Annotated in this window: 17 protein-coding genes; 10 read left to right on the forward strand and 7 right to left on the reverse strand. The window is 72.0% G+C overall.

Annotated features, from left to right (window positions below; all coding sequences use genetic code 11):
- Positions 1-71 precede the first annotated feature (71 nt).
- The 3 genes from OG866_RS38205 to OG866_RS38215 are packed head-to-tail and all read left to right on the forward strand — an operon-like array spanning position 72 to position 2850.
- Positions 72-764, forward strand: coding sequence for a response regulator transcription factor (locus OG866_RS38205; RefSeq protein ID WP_329341919.1), 693 nt, complete (start codon positions 72-74; stop codon positions 762-764).
- A complete protein-coding gene (locus tag OG866_RS38210; protein WP_329341921.1) occupies positions 761-2230 on the forward strand; it encodes a sensor histidine kinase in 1470 nt (489 codons plus the stop codon). The genes OG866_RS38205 and OG866_RS38210 overlap by 4 nt, the downstream gene beginning before the upstream one ends.
- On the forward strand, positions 2227-2850 hold the full coding sequence (locus OG866_RS38215) for a hypothetical protein (protein ID WP_329341923.1): 624 nt from the start codon (positions 2227-2229) through the stop codon (positions 2848-2850). Before OG866_RS38210 ends, OG866_RS38215 begins: the two co-directional genes overlap by 4 nt.
- Before the next feature lie 25 nt (positions 2851-2875).
- On the opposite strand, the gene OG866_RS38220 is transcribed toward OG866_RS38215, so the two are convergent.
- The 3 genes from OG866_RS38220 to OG866_RS38230 all read right to left on the reverse strand — a co-directional run bounded on the left by OG866_RS38220 (position 2876) and on the right by OG866_RS38230 (position 6567).
- Complete coding sequence (locus tag OG866_RS38220; RefSeq protein ID WP_329341924.1) at positions 2876-4255, reverse strand: alpha/beta hydrolase family protein; 1380 nt, start codon at positions 4253-4255, stop codon at positions 2876-2878.
- Entirely contained in the window at positions 4252-5604 is a 1353-nt protein-coding gene (locus OG866_RS38225) for an MFS transporter (protein WP_329341926.1), read from the reverse strand. Before OG866_RS38225 ends, OG866_RS38220 begins: the two co-directional genes overlap by 4 nt.
- A gap of 192 nt (positions 5605-5796) precedes the next feature.
- Entirely contained in the window at positions 5797-6567 is a 771-nt protein-coding gene (locus OG866_RS38230) for an SDR family oxidoreductase (protein WP_329341928.1), read from the reverse strand.
- 199 nt (positions 6568-6766) lie between these two features.
- On the opposite strand from OG866_RS38230, the gene OG866_RS38235 reads away from it, so the two are divergent.
- Both OG866_RS38235 and OG866_RS38240 read left to right on the forward strand, forming a co-directional pair.
- Positions 6767-7606 (forward strand): helix-turn-helix transcriptional regulator, encoded by an 840-nt coding sequence (locus OG866_RS38235; protein WP_329341929.1) that lies wholly within the window; start codon positions 6767-6769, stop codon positions 7604-7606.
- Positions 7607-7670: 64 nt separating this feature from the next.
- Positions 7671-8120, forward strand: a complete 450-nt coding sequence (locus tag OG866_RS38240; RefSeq protein ID WP_329341931.1) for a hypothetical protein — start codon at positions 7671-7673, stop codon at positions 8118-8120.
- On the opposite strand, the gene OG866_RS38245 is transcribed toward OG866_RS38240, so the two are convergent.
- Positions 8117-8575 (reverse strand): DUF6174 domain-containing protein, encoded by a 459-nt coding sequence (locus OG866_RS38245; protein WP_329341932.1) that lies wholly within the window; start codon positions 8573-8575, stop codon positions 8117-8119. The two genes, OG866_RS38240 and OG866_RS38245, sit on opposite strands and share 4 nt — an antisense overlap.
- A 154-nt stretch (positions 8576-8729) precedes the next feature.
- On the opposite strand from OG866_RS38245, the gene OG866_RS38250 reads away from it, so the two are divergent.
- The 5 genes from OG866_RS38250 to OG866_RS38270 all read left to right on the forward strand — a co-directional run bounded on the left by OG866_RS38250 (position 8730) and on the right by OG866_RS38270 (position 16843).
- Positions 8730-9935: a cysteine desulfurase-like protein gene (locus OG866_RS38250; protein ID WP_329341933.1), complete on the forward strand. Its 1206-nt coding sequence runs from the start codon at positions 8730-8732 to the stop codon at positions 9933-9935.
- A 4-nt stretch (positions 9936-9939) separates the two neighbouring features.
- Complete coding sequence (locus tag OG866_RS38255) at positions 9940-10536, forward strand: barstar family protein (protein WP_329341934.1); 597 nt, start codon at positions 9940-9942, stop codon at positions 10534-10536.
- Positions 10527-11729 carry a cytochrome P450 gene (locus tag OG866_RS38260; protein WP_329341936.1) on the forward strand — a complete coding sequence of 401 codons (1203 nt, stop codon included), beginning with the start codon at positions 10527-10529 and terminating at the stop codon, positions 11727-11729. Before OG866_RS38255 ends, OG866_RS38260 begins: the two co-directional genes overlap by 10 nt.
- A 74-nt stretch (positions 11730-11803) precedes the next feature.
- Positions 11804-15178 (forward strand): pyruvate carboxylase, encoded by a 3375-nt coding sequence (locus OG866_RS38265; RefSeq protein ID WP_329341938.1) that lies wholly within the window; start codon positions 11804-11806, stop codon positions 15176-15178.
- A 189-nt stretch (positions 15179-15367) separates the two neighbouring features.
- On the forward strand, positions 15368-16843 hold the full coding sequence (locus OG866_RS38270; RefSeq protein ID WP_443063674.1) for an MFS transporter: 1476 nt from the start codon (positions 15368-15370) through the stop codon (positions 16841-16843).
- Here the strand turns inward: OG866_RS38270 and OG866_RS38275 are convergent.
- From OG866_RS38275 to OG866_RS38285, 3 genes are all read right to left on the reverse strand, one after another.
- A complete protein-coding gene (locus OG866_RS38275) occupies positions 16832-17584 on the reverse strand; it encodes a helix-turn-helix transcriptional regulator (protein WP_329344491.1) in 753 nt (250 codons plus the stop codon). The genes OG866_RS38270 and OG866_RS38275 overlap by 12 nt on opposite strands.
- Positions 17585-17785: 201 nt before the next feature.
- Complete coding sequence (locus OG866_RS38280; RefSeq protein ID WP_329344493.1) at positions 17786-20710, reverse strand: glycosyl hydrolase 115 family protein; 2925 nt, start codon at positions 20708-20710, stop codon at positions 17786-17788.
- A 594-nt stretch (positions 20711-21304) separates the two neighbouring features.
- The gene (locus tag OG866_RS38285; RefSeq protein WP_329341941.1) at positions 21305-21703 is read right to left on the reverse strand and encodes a DUF5997 family protein; all 399 of its coding nucleotides are present in this window, start codon (positions 21701-21703) and stop codon (positions 21305-21307) included.
- Between the last annotated feature and the right edge of the window lie 4 nt (positions 21704-21707).

Raw genomic sequence — 21707 nt, forward strand, 5'->3', positions numbered from 1 at the left:
ATCAGACCTGGCCCAGATGATAACGAAGGGGTAACTCCCGTGCTGGTGATGCCTCTGTGGATACTGAGCCCATGCCACGTGTGCTGTTGATCGAAGACGACCGTGCCGTCCGTGAGGGCGTCGCCCTGGCGCTGCGTCGCCAGAGCCATGACGTGTCCGCCGCCGCGACGGGGGAGGACGGGCTGGCGCAACTGCGGTCGTTCCGGCCGGACATCGTGGTCCTCGACCTGATGCTGCCCGGCATGCCCGGACTCGACGTCTGCCGTGGCATCCGGGCCGTCGACCAGGCGCTGCCGATCATCATGGCCACGGCCCGCGGCGACGAGGTCGACATCGTCATCGGCCTGGAGGCGGGAGCCGACGACTACGTCGTCAAACCCGTGACCGCCAGGGTCCTCGACGCCCGCATCCGTGCCGTCCTGCGCCGCGCCGGCGGCCCGCCCGCCGGTACGGGACTGCCGAAGATCGACACCTACGGTGAACTGACCGTCGACCGGGCCGGGTTGACCGTCAGCCTCGGTGGCGAATCGATCTCGCTCGCCCCCTCCGAACTGCGGCTGCTGCTCACCCTCTCCGCCTCACCGGGCCAGGTGTTCAGTCGGCAGCAACTGCTGGAGGCGGTCTGGGAGCACGACTTCCACGGTGACGCCCGCCTGGTCGACGCCTGCGTCAAGCGGCTGCGCACGAAGATGGCCGAACCACCCCGCGCCCCCCGGTACATCCACACCGTCCGCGGTTTCGGCTACCGTTTCGCGGCCCCGTGAAGCCCCGCAGGCTCCGCGGGCTGCGCGCCCGTCTCGTCGTCGCCTTCGGGCTCGTCGCCGGTGTCGCCGCCGCCACGACCGGCGCGCTGACCTTCCGGGAGGCCCGGATCGGAGTCCTCCAGCAGAGCCAGGACGCCGTGATCGGCCAGCTGCGGGCACGGTTGAGCGAGCGGGCCCCCGAACTCCCCTACCCTCCGGGCGAGTCGACGCTCCGGCGGTTCGCCACGGACGTCGCGGCGGCCGACACGTCCGGGAGCTGGCGGGTGCTCGTGACCTACCGGGAGCTGAGCGCCTCCTCCGTGCCCGGTGACACCTTCGCCGAGCTGACGCCCGCCGTCCGTACGGCCGTCGCCTCCAGCCGGGCCACCGTCTTCCAGCGGGTGAACGAAGGCGGCCGTACCTCCCTCGTCGTCGGCATGTCGGTCACCTTCGGCGAGCCGGACGGATCCCGGCTGGCCTCCGGCGTCCGGGTGTTCCTGGTCGTCCCGCAGACCACGGAACAGGCCTATGTCGACGCCCTGGTCAGCGCCGTCGAGCGGGCCATGGTGCCGGCCCTGGCCCTCGCCGTGGTGCTCGCGCTGTTCGCCGCCCGCGGCGTGCTCGTGCCGGTGCGGGCGCTGCGGCACGCCACCCGGCGGATGGCCGAGGGCCGCCTCGACACCCGGCTCGACGTCAACGGTTCCGACGAACTCGCCGAGCTCTCCCACGCGTTCAACGAGACGGCCGCCGCGCTGGAGACCTCGGTGGCCGAGCTGCGCGAGATGGAGGCGCGAGCCCGACGCTTCGCCGCGGACGTCTCGCACGAGCTGCGCACCCCGCTCGCCGCCATGTCCGCCGTCACCGACGTCCTGGACGAGGACGCCGCCCGGCTGGACCCGGACACGGCCACCGCCGTCCGGCTGATCAGCGAGGAGACCCTCAAACTCGCCCGGCTCGTCGACGACTTGATGGAGATGTCCCGGTTCGACGCCGGAGCCGCGGTGCTGCACCTGGACGAGATCGACCTCGCCGAGTCCATACGGCGCACGCTCGCCGCCCGCGGCTGGTCGGACACGGTGAACGCGGAGCTGCCGCCACCCGACGCGGCCCGCGGACGGGTGGACCCGCGCCGGCTCGACGTGGTCGTCGCCAACCTGGTCGGCAACGCTCTCCGACACGGCGCCGCACCGGTGGGCGTGCGCCTGGAGGTGCACGGCTCCGACGCGCGCGCGGCCGTCATCGGGGTGCGCGACAGCGGTCCCGGCATCCCGGACGACGTCCTGCCGCATGTCTTCGAGCGGTTCTACAAGTCCGACACCGCCAGAAGCCGCTCCGAGGGCAGCGGCCTCGGCCTGGCGATCACCGCCGAGAACGTCCGCCTCCACGGCGGCACCGTCCGCGCGGCGAACCATCCCGACGGCGGCGCCCTCTTCACCGTGGAACTCCCGTTGCGGCGGGACGAGTCGACCGAGGAGCACCCGTCATGAAGGCCCGACACCGCCTCACGCTGCTCGCGGTGCCGGCGCTGCTCGCGCTCGCCTCCTGCGACATTCCCACGACCGGAGTGGTGGAGGCCGGTGAACCCGCGAGCGGGATCACGCCGGTCACACCGCTCTACTTCGTCCACGACGGCACGCTCGTCGCCGTCCCGCGTACGACCGCGTGGCCCGGGAACCCCGGGGAGGCGGTGCGGCTGCTGCTGCGGGGGCCGACGCCCGGGGAAGCGGGAAAGCGGCTGACCACCGAGATCCGGGGGCGGCCGGCCGAGCCCACGCAGGCACCCTCCGCCGCCGAGCCCGAGAGGCGGACGCCGTCGCCCACCGACCCGCAACAGCAGACACCGACGGGCGCGCCCACCGACCTGCCATGGCAGACGCCGACGGACGTCCCCGGCGCCGATGTGCGCGGCGACCGCATCACCCTGCGACTGCCTCTCGGCACCGGCCCGTTGAACCGCGCCGCGACCAGGCAGGTGATCTGCACGGCCGCGGGCGCCCACCGGGTCACCGCCCCGTCCGCCGCCGCGGTCACCGTCGAGGTGACCGACGGCAGCGGATGGCACGCCGACGGGACCGACGAGGGGTGCCCGGCCCTCCCCGTCGACTGATCTCTCGCTTGGCCCGTCGCTTGGCCTACCGACCGTCGGCCGGGTGCGCGAGGTCGTACGGCCGCGGGTACGGCGCCGGGCGGTAGGTCACAAAGCGGGCCGGGGTCGTCGAATCGGCCGCTGTGGCACGGGAGTTGAGGGACGCGGCGTCCGTGGCGGGCCACTGGCCGGCGCCGATGCGGTCCTCCAGCGTGTGCAGGGCGCCGAGTTGCTCGGCCGGGCTGAACGTGCAGTGCCCGGCGTTGTCCACGTACGCCTGGCGCAGCAGGCGCGGCGCCCCGGCGGCGGTCACCGCGCGCTTGAGGGCGCTCTCGGTCTGGACCGGGACGAGGGCGTCGCCGGTGGTGTGCACCGAGAGCTGCGGCTTGGTGAGGCGGCCGGTGAAGGAACTGGTGGCGGCCATCCAGGCCACGGCGTTCGGGTCGGCGCTGACGCGCGGGGCCCGGTTGAGGGTGGCGAGGTCCGACTTCAGGGACAGCCCGGCCTTCTTGTAGAGCTCGGTGACCTCCTTGCGCACCGACGACCTGCCGAGCAGCCGCGCGTAGTCGACCCCCGTGTTCCAGGACATGTTGCCGCCCGCCCGGGTCTCCGCCTCCTGCCGCCAGTTGAAGGCGGCGGTCTTCAACAGGCCCTTGACCGCCGTGTATTGGTTGGCCTGGCGTGTGTCCCAGTCGCTTTCCGCCGGACGCGGCTGGGTCGGCTGGTTCCAGCCGGGGATGTTGTGCAGGGCCGCGGCGAGGGCGATGCGGGCCCGGCCCTGGGCCGTCGTCTGCGCCGCGTCCACGGCGCCGCTCAGGGCGTTGGCCGCGTTCGTGGCGGTCGCCTGGTCGGGGAGGCCGGCCAGGGGGATGTCGGCGTCCGGCGCGAGCAGGGCCTTGAGGGCGAACACCGGGTCGAGGGTGTTGTTCCAGTTGGCGACCCCGCCGTGGACGAGGCCGCACAGGGAGAGCGAGCCGTCGATGCGGCCGGGGTGCCGTTCCGCGATGGCGGTGGTGACGAGGCCGCCGTACGACTGGCCCCAGGCGATGGTGCGCCGGGCCGCGCCGAAGTGGTCGGTGAAGACGGAGAGCGTGGCCAGTTGGTCGGGCACCGCGTCCGTGACCGCCCAGCCGGTGGTGGCGTAGGAGGAGCCGATGAGGGCGTAGCCCTGGCCGAGCAGGAGGGCCTTGGTGGTGTCGTCGGTCGCGCTGCGGGCGGGGTTGGCGGGGCCAGGGGTGTAGCCGTGGCTGAAGAGCAGGACGGTGCCGTTCCAGGACGCGGGGACGTCCATCATGTACGCGGCGCCTGAGGGGAGTTGACCCTCCAGATGGCTGGTCTCCGGCGTGGCCGCCGCTGCCGTGGCGGGCAGGGCGGCGACGGCGAGCAGGAGTGCGAGCGCGGACGCCGTGCGGGTACGGGTCGTCATGCGGAGATCTCCTCCGTGTGGGGGGTGGTGGGCTGTGCGGTGGGCTCGGTGAGGGTCGTGCGGTGGGTCTCGCGGACGAAGCACACGGTGAGCGCGGTGATCGCGGCGCCGCCGCACAGCAGCAGGGCGACGGGCGTGCTGCTTTCGCTGCCGGCGACCAGGCTTCCGGCGATCATGGGGGAGAAGCCGGCGCCGATGAGGGTGGCGCCCTGGTAGCCGAGCGAGGCGCCGGTGTAGCGGACCTTGGTGCCGAACATCTCGGTGAGCAGGGCGCCGAGCGGGCCGTACATCGTGGACTGGGCGATGCCGTGGCCGAGGACCACGGCCAGGATCAGCAGCCCGGGCGACTTCGAGTCGACCAGCGCCATGACCGGGAAGGCGAGCGCCGCCGAGGTGACGGCGCCGGCGAGGACCACCGGGCGGCGGCCGATCCGGTCGGAGAGCGCGGAGGCGCACGGCAGTACCACGAGGGCGACACAGGCGGAGACCGTGAGGGCGTCCAGCACCTGCGGACGGGCGTACCCGATGCCGGTGGCGTACGCGATCATGTAGCTGGTCAGCAGCGACTGGGCGGTGAAGGCGCCGATGCCGACGCAGCAGGCCAGCAGCACGGGGCGCGGGTTGCGCAGCACGTCGAGGATCGGCAGCGGCGACGCGGCACTGTCCTTCTTCACCTCGGCGAACAGCGGGCTCTCCACCACCTTCAGCCGGACGAACATGCCGACGCCGAGCAGGACGACGCTCAGCAGGAACGGCAGCCGCCAGCCCCAGGCCGCGAACTCGTCCTTCGGCAACGTCACGACGTACGCCACGACGGCCGTCGACAGCAGGGAACCGAGCGGGGCTCCCATCTGCGTGAAGCTGGACCACAGTCCGCGGCGCCGCTCGCCCGCGTGCTCGACGACCATCAGGGTGGCGCCGCCCCACTCGCCGCCGATCGCGATGCCCTGGATCACGCGCAGGGCGATCAGCAGCACCGGTGCCCACACGCCGATGGTCTCGTACGTGGGCAGCAGGCCGATGAGGAAACTGGCGCCGCCCATCAGGCCCATCGTGAGCAGCAGCATGGACTTGCGGCCGAGCCGGTCGCCGAAGTGGCCGAAGAGGACGCCGCCGAGCGGTCGGGCGACATAACCGGCGGCGAAGGTGCCGAAGGCGGCGATCGTGCCTACGGCGGGATCGGCGCCCGGGAAGAACAGTTCGCCGAAGACGAGCGCGGCGACGGTTCCGTAGACGAGGAAGTCGTAGAACTCCACAGCGGTGCCGAGCAGCCCGGAGAGGGCCACTCGGCGCAGCTGGCGGGTCCGTTCGGAGGCCGTGGGCGGTGCGGCGACGGGGGACGAGGGCATCGCGGTCTCCCTTGGGGGCGTCTCTCACAGGAGCGGTCTCCCATGAGGGGGAAGGACACCGCGAAATTAGGCCCTCAGGTTACTGCCGTCAATAAAGTGCACAACATTGAGCCAACGCCCCTTGCCGAGCCCCCTGCCGACGCCCCCCGCCAATCCCTCCGCCGCCGCCTCCGGTGGCCGACGCCGTGGCGATCAGTTCGCCTGGCCCGTCGGCATGACCGTGACCTGCTGGACGTTCACCCGCGGCGGCAGCGAGGCGATGAACCCGACGGTCTCGGCGATGTCCTGCGGGACGAGCCACTCCATCGACTCCCGGGCACCGTCCAGCCAGGCGCGGGCGCCCTCGTCGGTGACATGGCCCTGGAGCTCGGTGCCGACGATGCCGGGCTCCAGCGCCGAGACACGGACGTTCTTCGCGCCCAGTTCCGTCCGCAGATGCCGGGAGAGATGGCTGACGTACGCCTTCGTCGCCGAGTAGACGGCGAAGGTGGGGAAGATGTTCTGGGCCGCGATCGACGAGGTGTTGATCAGGTCGGCCACGCCGCGCTCGGCGGCGGACGCCACCAACTGCGGGGTGAAGGCCGCGATGGCGTTCATCAGCCCGTTGACGTTGAGGTCGATCTGCTGCCGCCACTGGTCCGTGGCCAACTCCTCGACGGGTGCGGGGAGCATGACGCCGGCGTTGTTGAACAGCAGGTCGGCGCCCCCGAGTTCGGCCGCCACGCGGTCGGCCGCCGTCTGGACCGCCGCCGAGTCGGTGACGTCCACCGCGAGGGCGAGGGCCTGGCCGCCGTTCTTCTCGATCCGGGCGACCAGGTCGTCCAGCCGCTCGGATCGACGCGCCAGTACGGCGACCCGGGCGCCCAGCGACGCCAGATGCTCGGCGGAGGCCTCACCGATGCCGCTGGAGGCGCCGGTGACGACCGCGACACGGCCGGAGAGGGGGAGTGCGGAGATGGTCATGATGCATGCCTTCCGGAGCAAGTAGTGAGAAGTGAGGAGTGGTGAAGGGGGCCGGTGCGGCCCTCATCCAGACAACCGCCCGCCGAGCCCCCGCGGGGCGCCGGAAAGTGCCCTGACCGGGCAGGTATCCGCGAGGCAGGTACTGGCAGGACCACCCACGCCGGGACGGGCCCCGTCCGCCTTCGTCAGACTGGAGGGCATGGACGAACGTGGCAGAGAACTCGCCGACTTCCTGCGCTCCCGCAGGGCCCGCCTCACCCCCGACCGGGCCGGGCTGCCCGAGGACGGCCGGGCCCGCCGGGTCCCCGGACTGCGCCGCGACGAGGCGGCCCGCCTGGCCGGGGTGAGCACCGAGTACTACACCCGCCTCGAACAGGGCCGCGCCCAGAACCCCTCACCCGAGGTCGTCGAGGCCCTCGCCCGCGCCCTTCAGCTCGACCTCTCCGAGCGGGAGCACCTCACCGACCTGCTGGCCCGCCCGTCCGCGCCGCGCCGTGCGCCGGTCGCCCCGCAGCGGGTCAGGCCGGGCCTGCACCTGATGCTCCAGACCCTCGACCACGTGCCCGCGTTCGTCCTGGGCCGCCGCACCGACGTCCTGGCCGCCAACCGCCTCGCCCGCGAGGTCCTCACCGACTTCGAGGCGCTCCCCGCGACCCGCCGCAACCTGGCCCGCTACTACCTCCTGGACCCCGAGGCCCGATCGCGCGTCGGCGACTGGGAGCAGATCGCCACCGACACGGTCGCCGTGCTGCGCCTGGAGGCCGGACGGTACCCGCAGGACCGGCAGTTGGCCGACCTCGTCGGGGAACTCACCCTGAAGTGCCCCGAGTTCAGTGGCTGGTGGAACGACCACCGGGTGCTCCACCGCACCCACGGCACCAAGCACTACCACCACCCCCTCGTCGGCGAACTCCACTTCTCCTACGAGTCCTTCGAACCGCCCGGCGACACCGACCAGACCCTGTGCGTCTACAACGTCGAGCCGCATTCGCAGACGGCCTCCTCGCTCCAGCTGCTCAGCGCCATGAGCGTCCGCTGAACGGCCTCGGCGGCTCTCCCGTACCTCTGGACGTCGGATCCCCCCGCCCGGAACGGAGAGGCACGTGCCCCGGTCCCCCTCACCTCTGCTGCGCACGGCGGCAGCCGTCGGATGCCTGGCCCTTTTCCCCCTGACCGCGGGCTGCGGCGGGGGCGAGGAGGACGACGCGCGGAAGGCCGCCGCCGACACCGTCGTGACGGCGGCTCCGTCGGCCGGGGTCGTGGCCCCGGCGAAGGTCGAGGTCATCGCTGGCCTGATCGGCTGCGAGGTCAAGATCCGCACGGAGGCGGAGGAACTGCGCGAAGGGACCTGCCACAGCGCCAAGGGCGACTACCTCATCACGACCTTCCCCGAGGAGCGGCTCAAGCTGACCTGGCTGGACGCGGCCTCCGTGTACGGCGGCACCTACCTCGTCGGCACCCGCTGGGCCGTCAGCGCCAAGGAACCTCTCCTCAAGGAAGCCCGTCCCCGCATCGGCGGAACCGTCCGGCAGCTGCGGGGCACGAGCGGCTAGGCCGGTTCGTACGCCTCGACGACGTACCGGGCCTCGTCGTCCAGGGCGTCGCCGTCCCAGTCCAGGTAGATGCGCTCGGGGTGTCCGTCGGTCGCGTACTCGGCCTCGGCGGTGTCCGCGTCGTCGCGCCGGGCCTGTGCCAGCTCGTCCAACAGGGCGCCCAGAGTGGGCACTTGGTCCGGCGTGCGCGCGACGAACCGGCGCGCGCTGTCGTCGAGGCCGACCGCCTCGGTGACCTTGCCGTCCCGGACCGTGATCCGGAAGGTGCCGATGAGGGACCGTTCACCCTCGCTCGACGTCAGCGTGTAGGTGTAGGCGGCGGGTTCCTCCCAGACCGGCTGCGCCTCGGCGGAGTTCGCGGTGTCCTCCGTGCCGCAGGCGCCCGCCGTGCAGATCAGTCCGGCGGCCAGTGCGGCCGCGGCGAGCAGCCGCGCAGGCGTGCGTACGACAGTCATGCCGGTCCCTTCTTCCGCACACCCCCGCGGGGCATGTCACTCCTGGGACGCCGGCCGGCCCTCGGACGTTCGGGGTGCGAACGCGGGGGCGAGGTCGCCCTGGAGCGGGCGATGATGTTGACTCGTGCACCGGCCACCCTCGAAGGAGCTGCACGTGACGTACGACATCGCCGCCCTCCGCTCCCGGTTCCCCGCCCTCGCGGCTGGAACGGCCCACTTCGACGGCCCCGGCGGCACCCAGACGCCCCGGCCCGTCATCGACGCCATCGCCGACGCCCTGGCCCACCCCCTGTCGAACCGGGGGCACGGCGTGCCGGGGGAGCGGAACGCCGAGACGATCGTCACCGAGACCCGCGCGGCCCTCGCCGACCTGCTGGGCGCCGAGGCGTCCGGGATCGTCTTCGGCCGCAGCGCCACCCAGCTCACCTACGACATGTCCCGCACCCTCGCCAAGACCTGGTCACCCGGCGACGAGGTGGTCGTCACCCGCCTCGACCACGACGCCAACATCCGCCCGTGGACGCAGGCCGCCGAACGGGCCGGAGCGACCGTGCGCTGGGCCGACTTCGACCCCGCCACCGGCGAGCTGACCGTCGACGCCATCCGCGCGGTGCTGTCCGAACGGACCCGTCTGGTCGCCGTCACCGCCGCGTCCAACCTCATCGGCACCCGCCCCGACATCCCCGCGATCTCCCGACTGGCCCACGAGGCGGGTGCGTTGGCCTACGTCGACGGCGTCCATCACGCCGCGCACACGTTGCTCGACCTGGAACGGCTCGGCGCCGACTTCTACATCTGCTCCCCGTACAAGTTCCTCGGCCCGCACCACGGAGTCCTCGCCGCCCGCCCGGAGTTGCTTCGGACGCTGCACCCCGACAAGCTCCTGCCGTCCACCGACGCCGTCCCGGAACGCTTCGAACTGGGCACGCTGCCCTACGAGTTCCTCGCCGGGACCAGGGCGGCGATCGACTTCCTCGCAGGGATGGACGCGCAGGCGACCGGGACACGGCGACAGCGCCTGGCGGCGTCCTACGCGGGACTCGAAGCACACGAGCACGCGCTGCGCACCCAGTTGGACAAGGGCCTCGCCGCACTGGACGGGATCACGATCCACTCCCGCGCGGCGGACCGCACGCCCACCCTGCTGCTGACCTTCGCGGCCCACGGCACGGTGGACGCCTACCGATTCCTCGCCGAGCGCGGCGTCCACGCGCCGTCCGGCTCCTTCTACGCGATCGAGGCCTCCCGCCGACTCGGCCTCGGCGACACCGGCGGCCTGCGCATCGGGCTCGCGCCGTACAACGACGCCGAGGACGTCGACCGGCTCCTGGCAGGCCTGGCCGACTTCCTGGCGCGTTGACGCCGTGCACGCCACGCTCACCGAGCGCCGCCCGCCCTGGGTTGTCATCGTCGGCCGCGACGACCCATGGCCGACGGCCGAAACCGCCGCGCTACGGGCGCGGGGCGGTGAGGTGTTCCGGCTGGACGGGCGTCAACTGTCCGACCCCGCAGCCGTGTTCACCGCCTTCGCGCACGAGCTGTCCTTCCCCGGCTACTTCGGCCGCAACTGGGACGCCCTCGTGGACTGCCTCCACGACCGCCACGACCACGGAGGCGGCGCGCGGGCGACGGCCGTCCTGATCGAGCACGCCGACGCGATGCTGCACGCCGACTTCCTCGGGCTGTTCGTCTCCGTCCTGTGCCAGGCCGCCTGGCAGGCCAACCTGCGGCTCGACGCCGACGGCATGCCGCAGGACCTGCCCGCCTTCGCCCTGCACTTCGTCCTCCTCCTCGACGACACCCCGCCCGCCGCCTTCGCCCCGGCCGTCGCGAGCGGCATGGACGTGTGCGTGACCCTCGACGAGGAACGCCTGACGGCGACGCTCACCGGCGAGGACTGGCCCGTGCCCCCGGACCCGACCGACGCGACCCACTCCGCCCTGGACGCCCCATGCCCCTAGCCACACCGTTCCCCCTCGGCGCCGCCACCACCCTCGCCGAACTCGCCGACAACCCCCACCCCCGCCTCGCCCTGCTCCGCGCTCAGGAGCCCGTGTCCTGGCTGCCCGAACTGAACGGCTGGCTGGTGACCCGGCGGGATCTCGCCGTCGCCGTGATGCGGGACGCCGGGACCTTCACCGTCGACGACCCCCGCTTCTCCACCGCCCAGGTCGTCGGCCCGAGCATGCTGTCCCTCGACGGCCCCGAGCACGTCCGGCACCGCGAGCCCTTCGCCGCGCCCTTCCGGCCACGGCAGACGCACGACCGGTTCGCCGCGTTCATCGAGGAGGAGACCGACCGGCTCGTCACCGGCATCGAACCGGCCGGCGCCGCCGAACTGCGCCGCTCCTTCGCCGGGCCCCTCGCGGTCGCCGTCGTCACCGAGGCGCTCGGTCTCACCGGCGTCGGCACCGACACCGTCCTGGCCTGGTACGAGGCGATCGTGGCGTCGGTCTCCGACATCACCGCCGGGCACCGGCCCAGCCCGCACGGCGCCGCCGCCTACGTGGAGCTGCGGGCGGCCGTCGACGCCACCGTCGCCGCGCACGGCACCTCCTCCCTGCTCGGTGCCGCCGCCGACCGGCTGCCCCTGCCCGAGGTCGCCTCCAACGCCGCGGTCCTGATGTTCGGCGGCATCGAGACCACCGAGGCGATGATCACCAACGCGCTGCTGCATCTGCTCCGTCACCCCGATCAACTCGCCCTGGTCCAGGCCGAACCCGACCTCGTCGACGGCGCGATCGAGGAGTCCCTGCGCCTCGAACCCGGCGCCGCCGTCGTCGACCGCTACGCCACCCGCGACACCGACCTCGGTCCGGCCACGATCCGGCGCGGCGATCTGGTCACCGTCTCCCTCACCGGCGCCAACCGTGATCCGGCGGTCTTCCCCGACCCGGACCGCTTCGACGTCCGCCGCGCGAACGCCCGTCTGCAACTGGCCTTCGCCCACGGCCCCCACCACTGCATCGCCGCGCACCTCGCCCGCCTGGAGACCCGCATCGCCCTGCGGACCCTCCTCGCCCGGCTGCCGGGCCTGTGTCTCGACGAGGAGCGGCCGGCGGCGCCGTACGGTCTGGTCTTCCGGAAGCCGGCCACCCTCCACACCCGATGGGGGCGGAACGGGCAAACGGGTGAAATCTCCGTTTCCGAGTGACCTGCCTCTCATGGCACCCGGCGGCCATAGCCGCGACCATGGTGTCCGTCACCGGCAGGCCGAAGGGATCGGGAATGCTCCGCAAGGTACTGGTAGCCAACCGAGGCGAGATCGCGATTCGCGCCTTCCGCGCCGGTTATGAACTGGGCGCGAGGACCGTCGCCGTCTTCCCCCACGAGGACCGCAACTCACTGCACCGGCTCAAGGCCGACGAGGCGTACGAGATCGGCGAGCCGGGACATCCGGTGCGGGCCTATCTCTCCGTCGAGGAGATCATCCGGGCCGCTCGGCAGGCCGGCGCCGACGCCGTCTACCCGGGCTACGGGTTCCTCTCCGAGAACCCCGAGCTGGCCCGCGCCTGCGAGGAGGCCGGGATCACCTTCGTCGGGCCGAGCGCCGACATCCTCGAACTCACCGGCAACAAGGCGAGGGCGGTGGCCGCCGCCCGCGCGGCCGGAGTGCCTGTCCTCGGTTCCTCCGAGCCCTCCAGCGACGTGGACGAGCTGGTGCGGGCCGCCGAGGACATCGGCTTCCCGGTGTTCGTGAAGGCCGTCGCCGGTGGTGGCGGACGCGGTATGCGGCGCGTCGAGGACCCGGCCCAGCTGCGGGAGTCCATCGAGGCGGCGGCCCGTGAGGCGGCCTCCGCGTTCGGCGACCCGACCGTCTTCCTGGAGAAGGCCGTCGTCGAACCGCGCCACATCGAGGTGCAGATCCTCGCCGACGGCCAGGGCAACGTCATCCACCTCTTCGAGCGCGACTGTTCCGTCCAGCGCCGCCACCAGAAGGTCATCGAGCTGGCCCCGGCACCGAACCTCGACCCGGAGCTCCGCGACCGGATCTGCGCGGACGCCGTGCGCTTCGCCCGCGAGATCGGCTACCGCAACGCCGGTACCGTCGAGTTCCTCCTCGACCCGGCCGGCAACCACGTCTTCATCGAGATGAACCCGCGCATCCAGGTCGAGCACACGGTGACCGAGGAGGTCACCGACGTCGACCTCGTCCAGTCCCAACTGCGCATCGCCGCCGGTGAGTCGCTCGACGACCTGGGGCTGTCCCAGGAGACCGTCACCCTGCACGGCGCCGCCCTCCAGTGCCGGATCACCACCGAGGACCCCGCCAACGGCTTCCGCCCGGACACCGGCCGGATCAGCGCCTACCGCTCGCCCGGCGGCTCCGGCATCCGTCTCGACGGCGGAACCACCCACGCCGGTACGGAGATCAGCGCCCACTTCGACTCGATGCTGGTCAAACTCACCTGCCGGGGCCGGGACTTCGGTACCGCCGTCAGGCGCGCCCGGCGTGCCGTCGCCGAGTTCCGCATCCGCGGCGTGGCCACCAACATCCCCTTCCTTCAGGCCGTGCTGGACGACCCGGACTTCCAGGGGGGCCGCGTCACCACGTCCTTCATCGAGCAGCGCCCGCACCTGCTCACCTCCCGCACCTCCGCGGACCGCGGCACCAAGCTGCTCACCTACCTCGCCGACGTCACCGTCAACAAGCCGCACGGCGAGCGCCCCCAGCTGATCGACCCGGCGACCAAGCTGCCGAGGCCCACCGCCGAGGTGCCGCCCGCCGGTTCGAAGCAGAGGCTCACCGAGCTCGGCCCGGAGGGCTTCGCCCGTTGGCTGCGCGAGTCCCCGACCATCGGGGTCACCGACACCACGTTCCGTGACGCCCACCAGTCCCTGCTCGCGACCCGCGTGCGCACCAAGGACCTGCTCGCCGTCGCCCCGGTCGTCGCCCGCACCCTGCCCGAACTCCTCTCGCTGGAGTGCTGGGGCGGCGCCACCTACGACGTCGCCCTGCGCTTCCTCGCCGAGGACCCGTGGGAACGCCTTGCCGCCCTGCGCGAGGCCGTCCCCAACATCTGCCTCCAGATGCTGCTGCGCGGCCGCAACACCGTCGGCTACACGCCGTACCCGACCGAGGTGACCGACGCCTTCGTGCAGGAGGCCGCCGCCACCGGCATCGACATCTTCCGCGTCTTCGACGCGCTCAACGACGTCGGCCAGATGCGGCCCGCCATCGAGGCCGTACGCGAGACCGGCACCGCGATCGCCGAGGTCGCCCTCTGCTACACCTCCGATCTGTCGAACCCGAACGAGCGGCTCTACACCCTCGACTACTACCTGAGGCTCGCCGAGCAGATCGTCGAGGCGGGCGCGCACATCCTGGCCGTCAAGGACATGGCCGGTCTGCTGCGGGCGCCGGCCGCCGCCACCCTCGTATCGGCGCTGCGGCGGGAGTTCGACCTGCCGGTGCACATCCACACCCACGACACCGCGGGCGGCCAGCTCGGCACCTACCTGGCCGCGATCCAGGCCGGGGCGGACGCCGTGGACGGGGCGGTGGCCTCCATGGCCGGTACGACGTCCCAGCCGTCCCTGTCGGCGATCGTCGCCGCCACCGACCACTCCGCCCGGCCCACCGGCCTCGACCTGCTCGCGGTCGGCGACCTGGAGCCGTACTGGGAGAGCGTCCGCCGGATCTACGCCCCCTTCGAGGCGGGCCTCGCCTCGCCGACCGGGCGGGTCTACGACCACGAGATCCCGGGCGGCCAGCTCTCCAACCTGCGCACCCAGGCCGTCGCCCTCGGTCTCGGCGACCGCTTCGAGGACATCGAGGCGATGTACGCCGCCGCCGACAAGATCCTCGGCCATCTCGTGAAGGTCACCCCGTCGTCCAAGGTGGTCGGCGACCTCGCCCTGCACCTGGTCGGCGCGGGGGTGTCGCCGGAGGAGTTCGAGGCGACGCCGGAGCGGTTCGACATCCCCGACTCGGTCATCGGCTTCCTCCGCGGGGAGCTGGGCACCCCGCCCGGCGGCTGGCCGGAGCCGTTCCGCAGCCGGGCCCTGGAGGGCCGCGCCGCCGCCAAGCCCGCACCGCAGCTGACGGCCGAGGACCGCGACGGGCTGGACAAGGACCGGCGTGCCACGCTCAACCGGCTGCTGTTCCCCGGCCCGACGCGGGAGTTCGAGACGCACCGGCAGACCTACGGCGACACCAGTGTCCTCGACAGCAAGGACTTCTTCTACGGGCTGCGCCCGGGCCAGGAGTACGCCGTCGACCTGGAGCCCGGCGTCCGGCTGTTGATGGGTCTGGAGGCCGTCGGTGAGGCCGACGAGCGCGGGATGCGGACCGTGATGTCCACGCTCAACGGCCAGTTGCGGCCCATCCAGGTCCGGGACGAGGCCGCCGCCTCCGACATCCCCGTTACCGAGAAGGCCGACCGCTCCAACCCCGGCCATGTCGCGGCGCCGTTCGCCGGCGTGGTGACCCTCGCGGTCGCCGAGGGCGACGAGGTCGAGGCCGGCGGCACGGTCGCCACCATCGAGGCGATGAAGATGGAGGCCGCGATCACCGCCCCGAAGGCGGGGAAGGTGTCCCGGCTGGCCATCAACCGGATCCAGCAGGTGGAGGGCGGCGATCTGCTGTTCGTGATCGGCTGAGCCGGCCGCCGGATTTCCCTATCGAGTGGTGACGGGCGTCACACCGGCGTACGGTCGTCTAGTGGACGGCACCGTTCACTGACCCGTGGTGACGGTGCCACTCCCGAGAGTGCGACGCCCATGACCAGCTCCAGTTCCAGTTCCACCGCGAAGACGGCCACCCCCGGCACCGGGGGTGGCGGAAACGCCATGGCGCTGCTGGTCATCGCCTCATGTCAGCTGATGGTGGTCCTCGACATCACCATCGTGAACATCGCCCTGCCGGACATCCAGCGCTCGCTCGACTTCTCCACCACCAGCCTGTCCTGGGTGGTCAACGCCTACACCCTCACCTTCGGCGGTCTGCTGCTGCTCGGCGGGCGCACCGGCGACATCCTCGGGCGACGGCGGATGTTCATCGTGGGCGTGCTGCTCTTCGTGCTGGCGTCCCTGCTCGGCGGGCTCTCCCAGAACGAGGCCCAACTCCTCGCCGCGCGCGCCTTCCAGGGCGTCGGCGGCGCCATCGCCTCCCCGACCTCGCTCGCCCTGATCAGCACCACGTTCCGCGAAGGCCCGGAACGCAACCGGGCGTTCGGGGTGTTCGCCGCGGTCTCGGCGGGCGGCGGCGCGATCGGACTGCTGGCCGGCGGCATCCTCGTCGAGTACCTCAACTGGCGCTGGGTGCTGTTCGTCAACGTCCCCATCGGACTGCTCATCGCGCTCGCCGCGCCCCGCTGGATCAGGGAGTCCGAGCGTCATCCCGGCCACTTCGACATCGCCGGCGCGCTGGCCTCCACCGTCGGCATGGTGCTGCTGGTGTACGGGTTCATCAGGGCCGCCCAGGAGGGCTGGCGGGACCCGTACACCCTGGGCTCGTTCGGCGCGGCGGTCGTCGTCCTCACCGCCTTCGTCCTCATCGAGCGGCGCTCCCGGCAGCCGATCACGCCGCTGCACATGTTCGCCGACCGCAACCGGGCGGGGACCTACGGCATCATGCTCTGCCTCGCGGCGGCGATCTTCGGGATGTTCTTCTTCCTCACGCTCTTCGTGCAGAACGTCCTGGACTTCAGCCCGTTGCAGGCCGGGTTCGCGTTCCTGCCGGTCAGCGTGGTCATCGCGGTCGGTGCCGGGCTGGCCTCGCGGTTCCTGCCCGTCTACGGGCCCAAACCGTTCATGGTGGTGGGCGCGATCCTCGCCGCGGCCGGACTCGCCTGGCTGACGCTGACCGACATCCACTCCACCTACGCGGGCAGCGTCCTCGGCCCGATGCTGGTGTTCAGCCTCGGTATGGGCATGGAGTTCGTGTCGCTGACGCTGATGGCGCTCTCCGACGTGCCCGTACAGGAGACCGGCGCGGCCTCCGGGCTGCTCAACGCGACCCAGCAGGTGGGCGGTTCGCTCGGACTGTCCATCCTGGTCACGACGTTCGGCACGGCCAGCAGCAACGAGACCGAGAAGTTCTTCGCGCAGGCCACCCCGGCCGAGCAGCTCTTCTTCAAGCGCACGGGACAACTGCCCGGGAAGTGGGCCGACCAGGTCCTCACCGCCGGGGTCTCGGCCGCGTTCATCGTCGCGGCGATCTTCACCGCGGTCGCCGCGCTGATCGCCGTACTCGCCATTCAGGTACGGCCGTCCGACCTGGAGCGGCTCCAGGGCAACGGCGGCGGGATGCCCTCACCGCAGTGAGGCGGGCGCCGGCACCAGCCCCAACTGCTGGGCGCGCAGCACGGTTCCGAGCCGGTCGTGGGTGCCGAGCTTGCGGTAGATGTTCGCGACGTGCTTGTGCACCGTCCGCTCCGAGATACCGAGCCTGCGGCCCATGGCGGCGGCGGTCAGCGCGTCGGTGAGCAGGAGGAGCACGGTCGTCTCCCGGGGCGTGAGCCCCGCCTCGGCCGTATCGGCCTGCGGCACGGCGGTGCGCCGCAGCCGTTCCAGGAGCTGCCGCTGCTGCTCGATCCCGGCGAGCAGCGGCTGGAGCAGGCCCGCGACCCGCACCTCGTCCTCGGTGAAGTCCCGGCCCGAGCGGTAGACGAGACAACCGGTGACGGGCGCACCGGACCCCGGCAGCGGTATGCCCAGCACCTGGTCGACGTCCATGAGGTCGTCGAGCAGCCGGGCGGTCCGGCTCGCGCCCCAGGCCCGCCCCGCGGCCGTCCGCGCCGTGACCGGCGTCCGGTCCGGCACGGCCGCGTAGTGCCCCGCGAAGGGGTAGCCCGCGCGTAGCAGCCCCATCGCCTCGTCCCCGAGACCGCCGAACTCCGCGGCGACATCGGAGGCCAGGCCCAGCGTGCCGCCGTCCTCGCTCCAGTCGTCCAGCTTGTAGATCAGCGTCTCGCCGCCGCACAGCTCCGGCAGGGCGGCCGCGACCGACGGCCAGAGCAGGTCGGGATCGCGTTCGTGAAGTGCGGCCACGGCCACCGACAGCATCCGTTCGTAGGCTCCGCCCAGCCCCTGTGCCACGTTCCCTCTCCGCCCGCTCGTCTACGCAGTTGTACCCATACCTGCGTGTCACCCAGCTGTTCCAGAATGCAACAGCTGGGGGGAGAACAGGCCCGGAGGGGGTGCCTGGTTCTCTCCCTCTTCCGTGCGGGCCGCCGGAACGGGGGACCGGCGGCCCGCACGGCGGTCCTACTGCCCGGGCACGTCAAGACCCGGCTCGTAGGCCGGCTCGGGACGGAACACGGGGTGATAGCTCTCGGGCGCGGCCAGGTAACTGACGGGCAGCGCGCCGGTGTCGACCACGATCTGGTCCACGGCGATCGCCGCGTCCACCATGAAGATCCGCAGCACATGTTCACCGGGCTCGGCGACGGTCACGGTGGTGGTCAGTTTCTCCACGCCGTCCTCGACGTTACGGGCCCACGCGTCCCCCCGGTTGCCGGTGGCGACGGATTGCCCGGTGAGCACGGTGGCCGGCTGGTCGTCCAGCGCCACGGCCACCCGGCGATACCCCCGTTCGTCGAGCGAGGGCAGCCGGAACACGGTCACGGGGAAGGAGCCGGTCGACGAGAACCGCACCCGGTACCTCAACTCCGGTGCCCGCGAGGCGAAGTCGCCGGTGACCGAAGACGCCGTCGACGGCACCGCCTCCACGGCTCCGGTACGACGCCCGAGACCCCGTACGACCCGCCAGCGCGCCCCGCCCCGGGCCACCCGCTGCTCGAAGTGCGCCGCGTCGATCGACACGTAGCCGTTGGCCTCGACGAACCCCCGGGCCCGCCGCCGCGCCCGCGCACCCTCGTTGACCACCCGCATCGGCACCTCGACGCTCCGCCCGCCGCCGGTGAGGAGGACCGAGGTGTCGAGGGTGCCCTCCGGCGCCCGCTCCCAGTCGACCTCGACCCACACCCGCGTCTGCTCGGTCAGCGAGCCACCCGACGCACTCAGCCGCACCCAGGAGGCACCCGCCTCCGCCGTCCAGTCCAGCGCCAGGAAACCGGTGTTGAAGACGTCCACGAACCGACGGTCGCGGGTGTAGGACGAGAAGGACAGCGGCCGGGCCGCCCCCGTCTCGTTCCCCTCCGCCGCCACCCCTAGCCCCGACGTCTCCGTCCGGGTGACCCGGGTGACGGTCGGCCGCCCCGGCGCCTTGGGGATCTGGGAGGGGTACGGGTTGATGTAGCCGTCCCATTTCCCACCCGCCACCTGGGTGTTGTACCGCAGCGTGAGCGCCTGCTCGTCCGCGTGCGCGGCCAGGGCCAGGTCCGCGAAACGGTTGGCGCCGGCCCCGCGGCCCTGCCGCACGGCGAGCGCGTTGCGGTCCGCCCAGTAGTACTTGAGGTTCATCAAGTACGCCCCGTGCACCGGGTATTCGACCAGCTCGTAGAAGGCGTCCGCGCACTCCGCGGGCACCTCGGCCGCCACCGCCCGCACCCGCCCGAGCAACGCGTCGTACGCGGCCATCCGCCGCCCCGCCTCGTCGCCGTGATGGATCACCGACAGGATGCCGGGCGCGATGAACTCGGGGCGCAGCTCCGCCGCGAGCCGGTAGTACTCGGTACGGATCGCGGCGATCTCCCCGCCGTACCGGCGCCCGAACTGCCGCCCCTCCCACTCGGAGAGGAAGTCCTCCACCTCGTCCGGACCCCAACGGTCCACGTCCCAGGCCATGTCCATCGAGAAGGACAGGCCGGTCTCGATCGATTTGAGGTCACCCACGTTGAAGATCCACATGCGGTCCACGCCGTGCTCGTACACCCGGCGCAACTCCTGCCAGACCTTGGCCAGTTGGGTGGTGTCCAGCCACAGATAGCTCTTCGGGCGGCCCCAGTAGGACAGGTGGTAGTAGATGCCGTTGCCGCCGGACCGGGCGCGCTCGGTGTCGTTCGGCAGCTGGCGCATGTTGCCGTGGTTGTCGTCCGGCCAGATCAGCGTCACGTCGTCGGGGACCTGGACACCCGCGTTGTACAGCTCCAGGACCTCCTTGTACGGGATGAAGATCTGCGGTTCCACCGAGGCGCCGACCTCTTCGGTGAGGATGCGGCGCTGGTCGGTGATGATGTCGTTCATCACGACGACCTTCTCGGGGATGGTCGTCGCGTACTTCGTCTCCAGCGCGGTGTCGTGCAGCCCGCGCATGCCGAGCGTCCAGCTGCTCTCGTAGGCGGCGTTCTGTCTCGCGCGGGCCCGCCAGTAGTCGGAGATGACGGCCGGGTTCACCGTGTAGTCGTAGACCGGCAGGCTGCCGTCGGCGTTCGGGTGCTCGGCGGCCCACGGCTCCCACTCGTGGACGCCGTTGCGCAGCAGGGCCTCGGGGTGACTCGAACCGACGACTATCCCGTACTCATCGGCCAGTTCGGGGTTCTCGCGGTACTTGTTGAAGAAGTCGGAGTACGGATGCATCGCGGGCCACAGGTAGTTGGCCTTGAGGCGGAGCAGCAGCTCGAAGATCCGTTTGTACGTCTCCGGGCCGATGTTCTTGTCCGGCTCCTGGGTGCGATGGGACCACGTGGTCAGGTTCTGCTCGTCGTTGATGAAGACACCGCGGTAGCGGACGGAGGGCTCACGGCGCAGGAACCTGCCCGCCGGGACCGTCACCGTGTCCCGGCGTTCCACCGGCACGTCCGCCCACCAGTACCAGGGTGAGACACCGATGCGCTCCGAGGTGTCGTAGACGCCGTAGACGGTGCCACGGCGGTCGCTTCCCGCGATCACCAGCGCGCGTTCCACACCCGGCGCGGGGCGCTCGACGACCTGGGTCACGGAGGCTTCCCAGCGTCCGCGCACATGCGCGACGTCGAGGCGGCCGTCGGCGACGAGCTTGTCGATGACGGGACTCGATCCGAGGGTGCCGACGAGGACGAGGCCGGGTGCCTTGTCCGGCAGGGTGTGCAGCAGCCCCGGTCTGACCCCGCCGACCCGTTCGACGTCCGCCCGCAGATCGCCGGCGGCGCGGATCACGGCGGCGTCGTCGGCCGCGTCCACGTAGACGTCGACGGCGGTGCCCGCGTCGACCAGCGGGAAGTCGGGGCGGCTCCCGGACGCGGTGGACGCGGCGTGTGCCGTCGTGGGCGACAGGCCAGGAATCAAGGGGGCCGCTCCCACGGCGGCCATTCCCTTCAGGAACGACTTGCGCGACCAGGACGATGACTCGCGGTGCGGCACGAGATGCTGCCTTTCCGTTGGCATGGCCAGGCTAGAAAGCGCTTTCTCGCGCAGCGTAGGTCAGGGTTTCGCGGGGCGTCCAGAGGGGTGCAGCGGGGGAATGGAGGGGCCTGAGGGGTGAGGGGCGAGCGGTCGGCGGCCCCGCGCGGCTCTGGTCGCGTCGCAACGGTGGAAGCGCGTCGGTGAGCAGGGGCGCGTGGAAGGGCACCCGCAGTGCCGAGCGAATGAGGCCGATCACCAGGGCGAGGATGCCGCGCGGAGAGACGCCGGTGAACGCGAGCGCGATCCCGGCGTACCGGACGAGGAGTCCGGTCATCGCACGCAGCCCCGCCGCTTCACCAGCCGCAGCCGGCGGGCTGTCCCGGATCCGGCTGGGCGGGCGGCTGGATCCCAGGCCTGAAAGGGACCACCGGGCGGGCGGCTGAGTCCGAGTCCTGAGTGGGACCACCGGGCGGCCGGCTGGGCCCCAGCCCTCAAAGGGACCAAGGGCGCGCAGCAAGGAACCAAGTGCTGAAGCGCCCCGAGCCCCCGAGGCGCCCTGTGTCAGGAGCGGTCGGTGCGTGCGGCCTTCTCGGCGTGCAGCTTCTTGACGCGGGCGCCCTCCTTGCGGACCTCGGCCTGCGTGGTGCGCTCCTTGACCAGCCACTCGGGCTGCTCCTGCTTCAGCGTCTCGATCTGCTCCGTGGTGAGCGGCTCGGTCACGCCGGCGCGCGCGAGACCGGCGATGGACACGCCGAGCTTGGCGGCGACCACGGGGCGGGGGTGCGGGCCGTTGGCGCGCAGGTCCTGGAGCCACTGGGGCGGATTGGTCTGGAGCTCGTTGAGCTGGGCCCGCGAGACGACACCCTCACGGAACTCGGCGGGGGTGGCCTCAAGGTACACACCCAGCTTCTTCGCCGCGGTCGCGGGCTTCATCGTCTGGGGGCTCTGGTGCTGCGTCATGGTG

The organism is Streptomyces sp. NBC_00663 (genome assembly GCF_036226885.1).
Lineage (GTDB): Bacteria > Actinomycetota > Actinomycetes > Streptomycetales > Streptomycetaceae > Streptomyces.

Coding starts and splice junctions, on each gene's coding strand:
- OG866_RS38205 (WP_329341919.1), top strand. CDS start 72: ATGCCACGTGTGCTGTTGATCGAAGACGACCGTGCCGTCCGTGAGGGC.
- OG866_RS38235 (WP_329341929.1), top strand. CDS start 6,767: ATGGACGAACGTGGCAGAGAACTCGCCGACTTCCTGCGCTCCCGCAGG.
- OG866_RS38215 (WP_329341923.1), top strand. CDS start 2,227: ATGAAGGCCCGACACCGCCTCACGCTGCTCGCGGTGCCGGCGCTGCTC.
- OG866_RS38260 (WP_329341936.1), top strand. CDS start 10,527: ATGCCCCTAGCCACACCGTTCCCCCTCGGCGCCGCCACCACCCTCGCC.
- OG866_RS38230 (WP_329341928.1), bottom strand. CDS start 6,567: ATGACCATCTCCGCACTCCCCCTCTCCGGCCGTGTCGCGGTCGTCACC.
- OG866_RS38265 (WP_329341938.1), top strand. CDS start 11,804: ATGCTCCGCAAGGTACTGGTAGCCAACCGAGGCGAGATCGCGATTCGC.
- OG866_RS38225 (WP_329341926.1), bottom strand. CDS start 5,604: ATGCCCTCGTCCCCCGTCGCCGCACCGCCCACGGCCTCCGAACGGACC.
- OG866_RS38270 (WP_443063674.1), top strand. CDS start 15,368: ATGGCGCTGCTGGTCATCGCCTCATGTCAGCTGATGGTGGTCCTCGAC.
- OG866_RS38280 (WP_329344493.1), bottom strand. CDS start 20,710: ATGGCCGCCGTGGGAGCGGCCCCCTTGATTCCTGGCCTGTCGCCCACG.
- OG866_RS38245 (WP_329341932.1), bottom strand. CDS start 8,575: ATGACTGTCGTACGCACGCCTGCGCGGCTGCTCGCCGCGGCCGCACTG.
- OG866_RS38220 (WP_329341924.1), bottom strand. CDS start 4,255: ATGACGACCCGTACCCGCACGGCGTCCGCGCTCGCACTCCTGCTCGCC.
- OG866_RS38285 (WP_329341941.1), bottom strand. CDS start 21,703: ATGACGCAGCACCAGAGCCCCCAGACGATGAAGCCCGCGACCGCGGCG.
- OG866_RS38275 (WP_329344491.1), bottom strand. CDS start 17,584: ATGCTGTCGGTGGCCGTGGCCGCACTTCACGAACGCGATCCCGACCTG.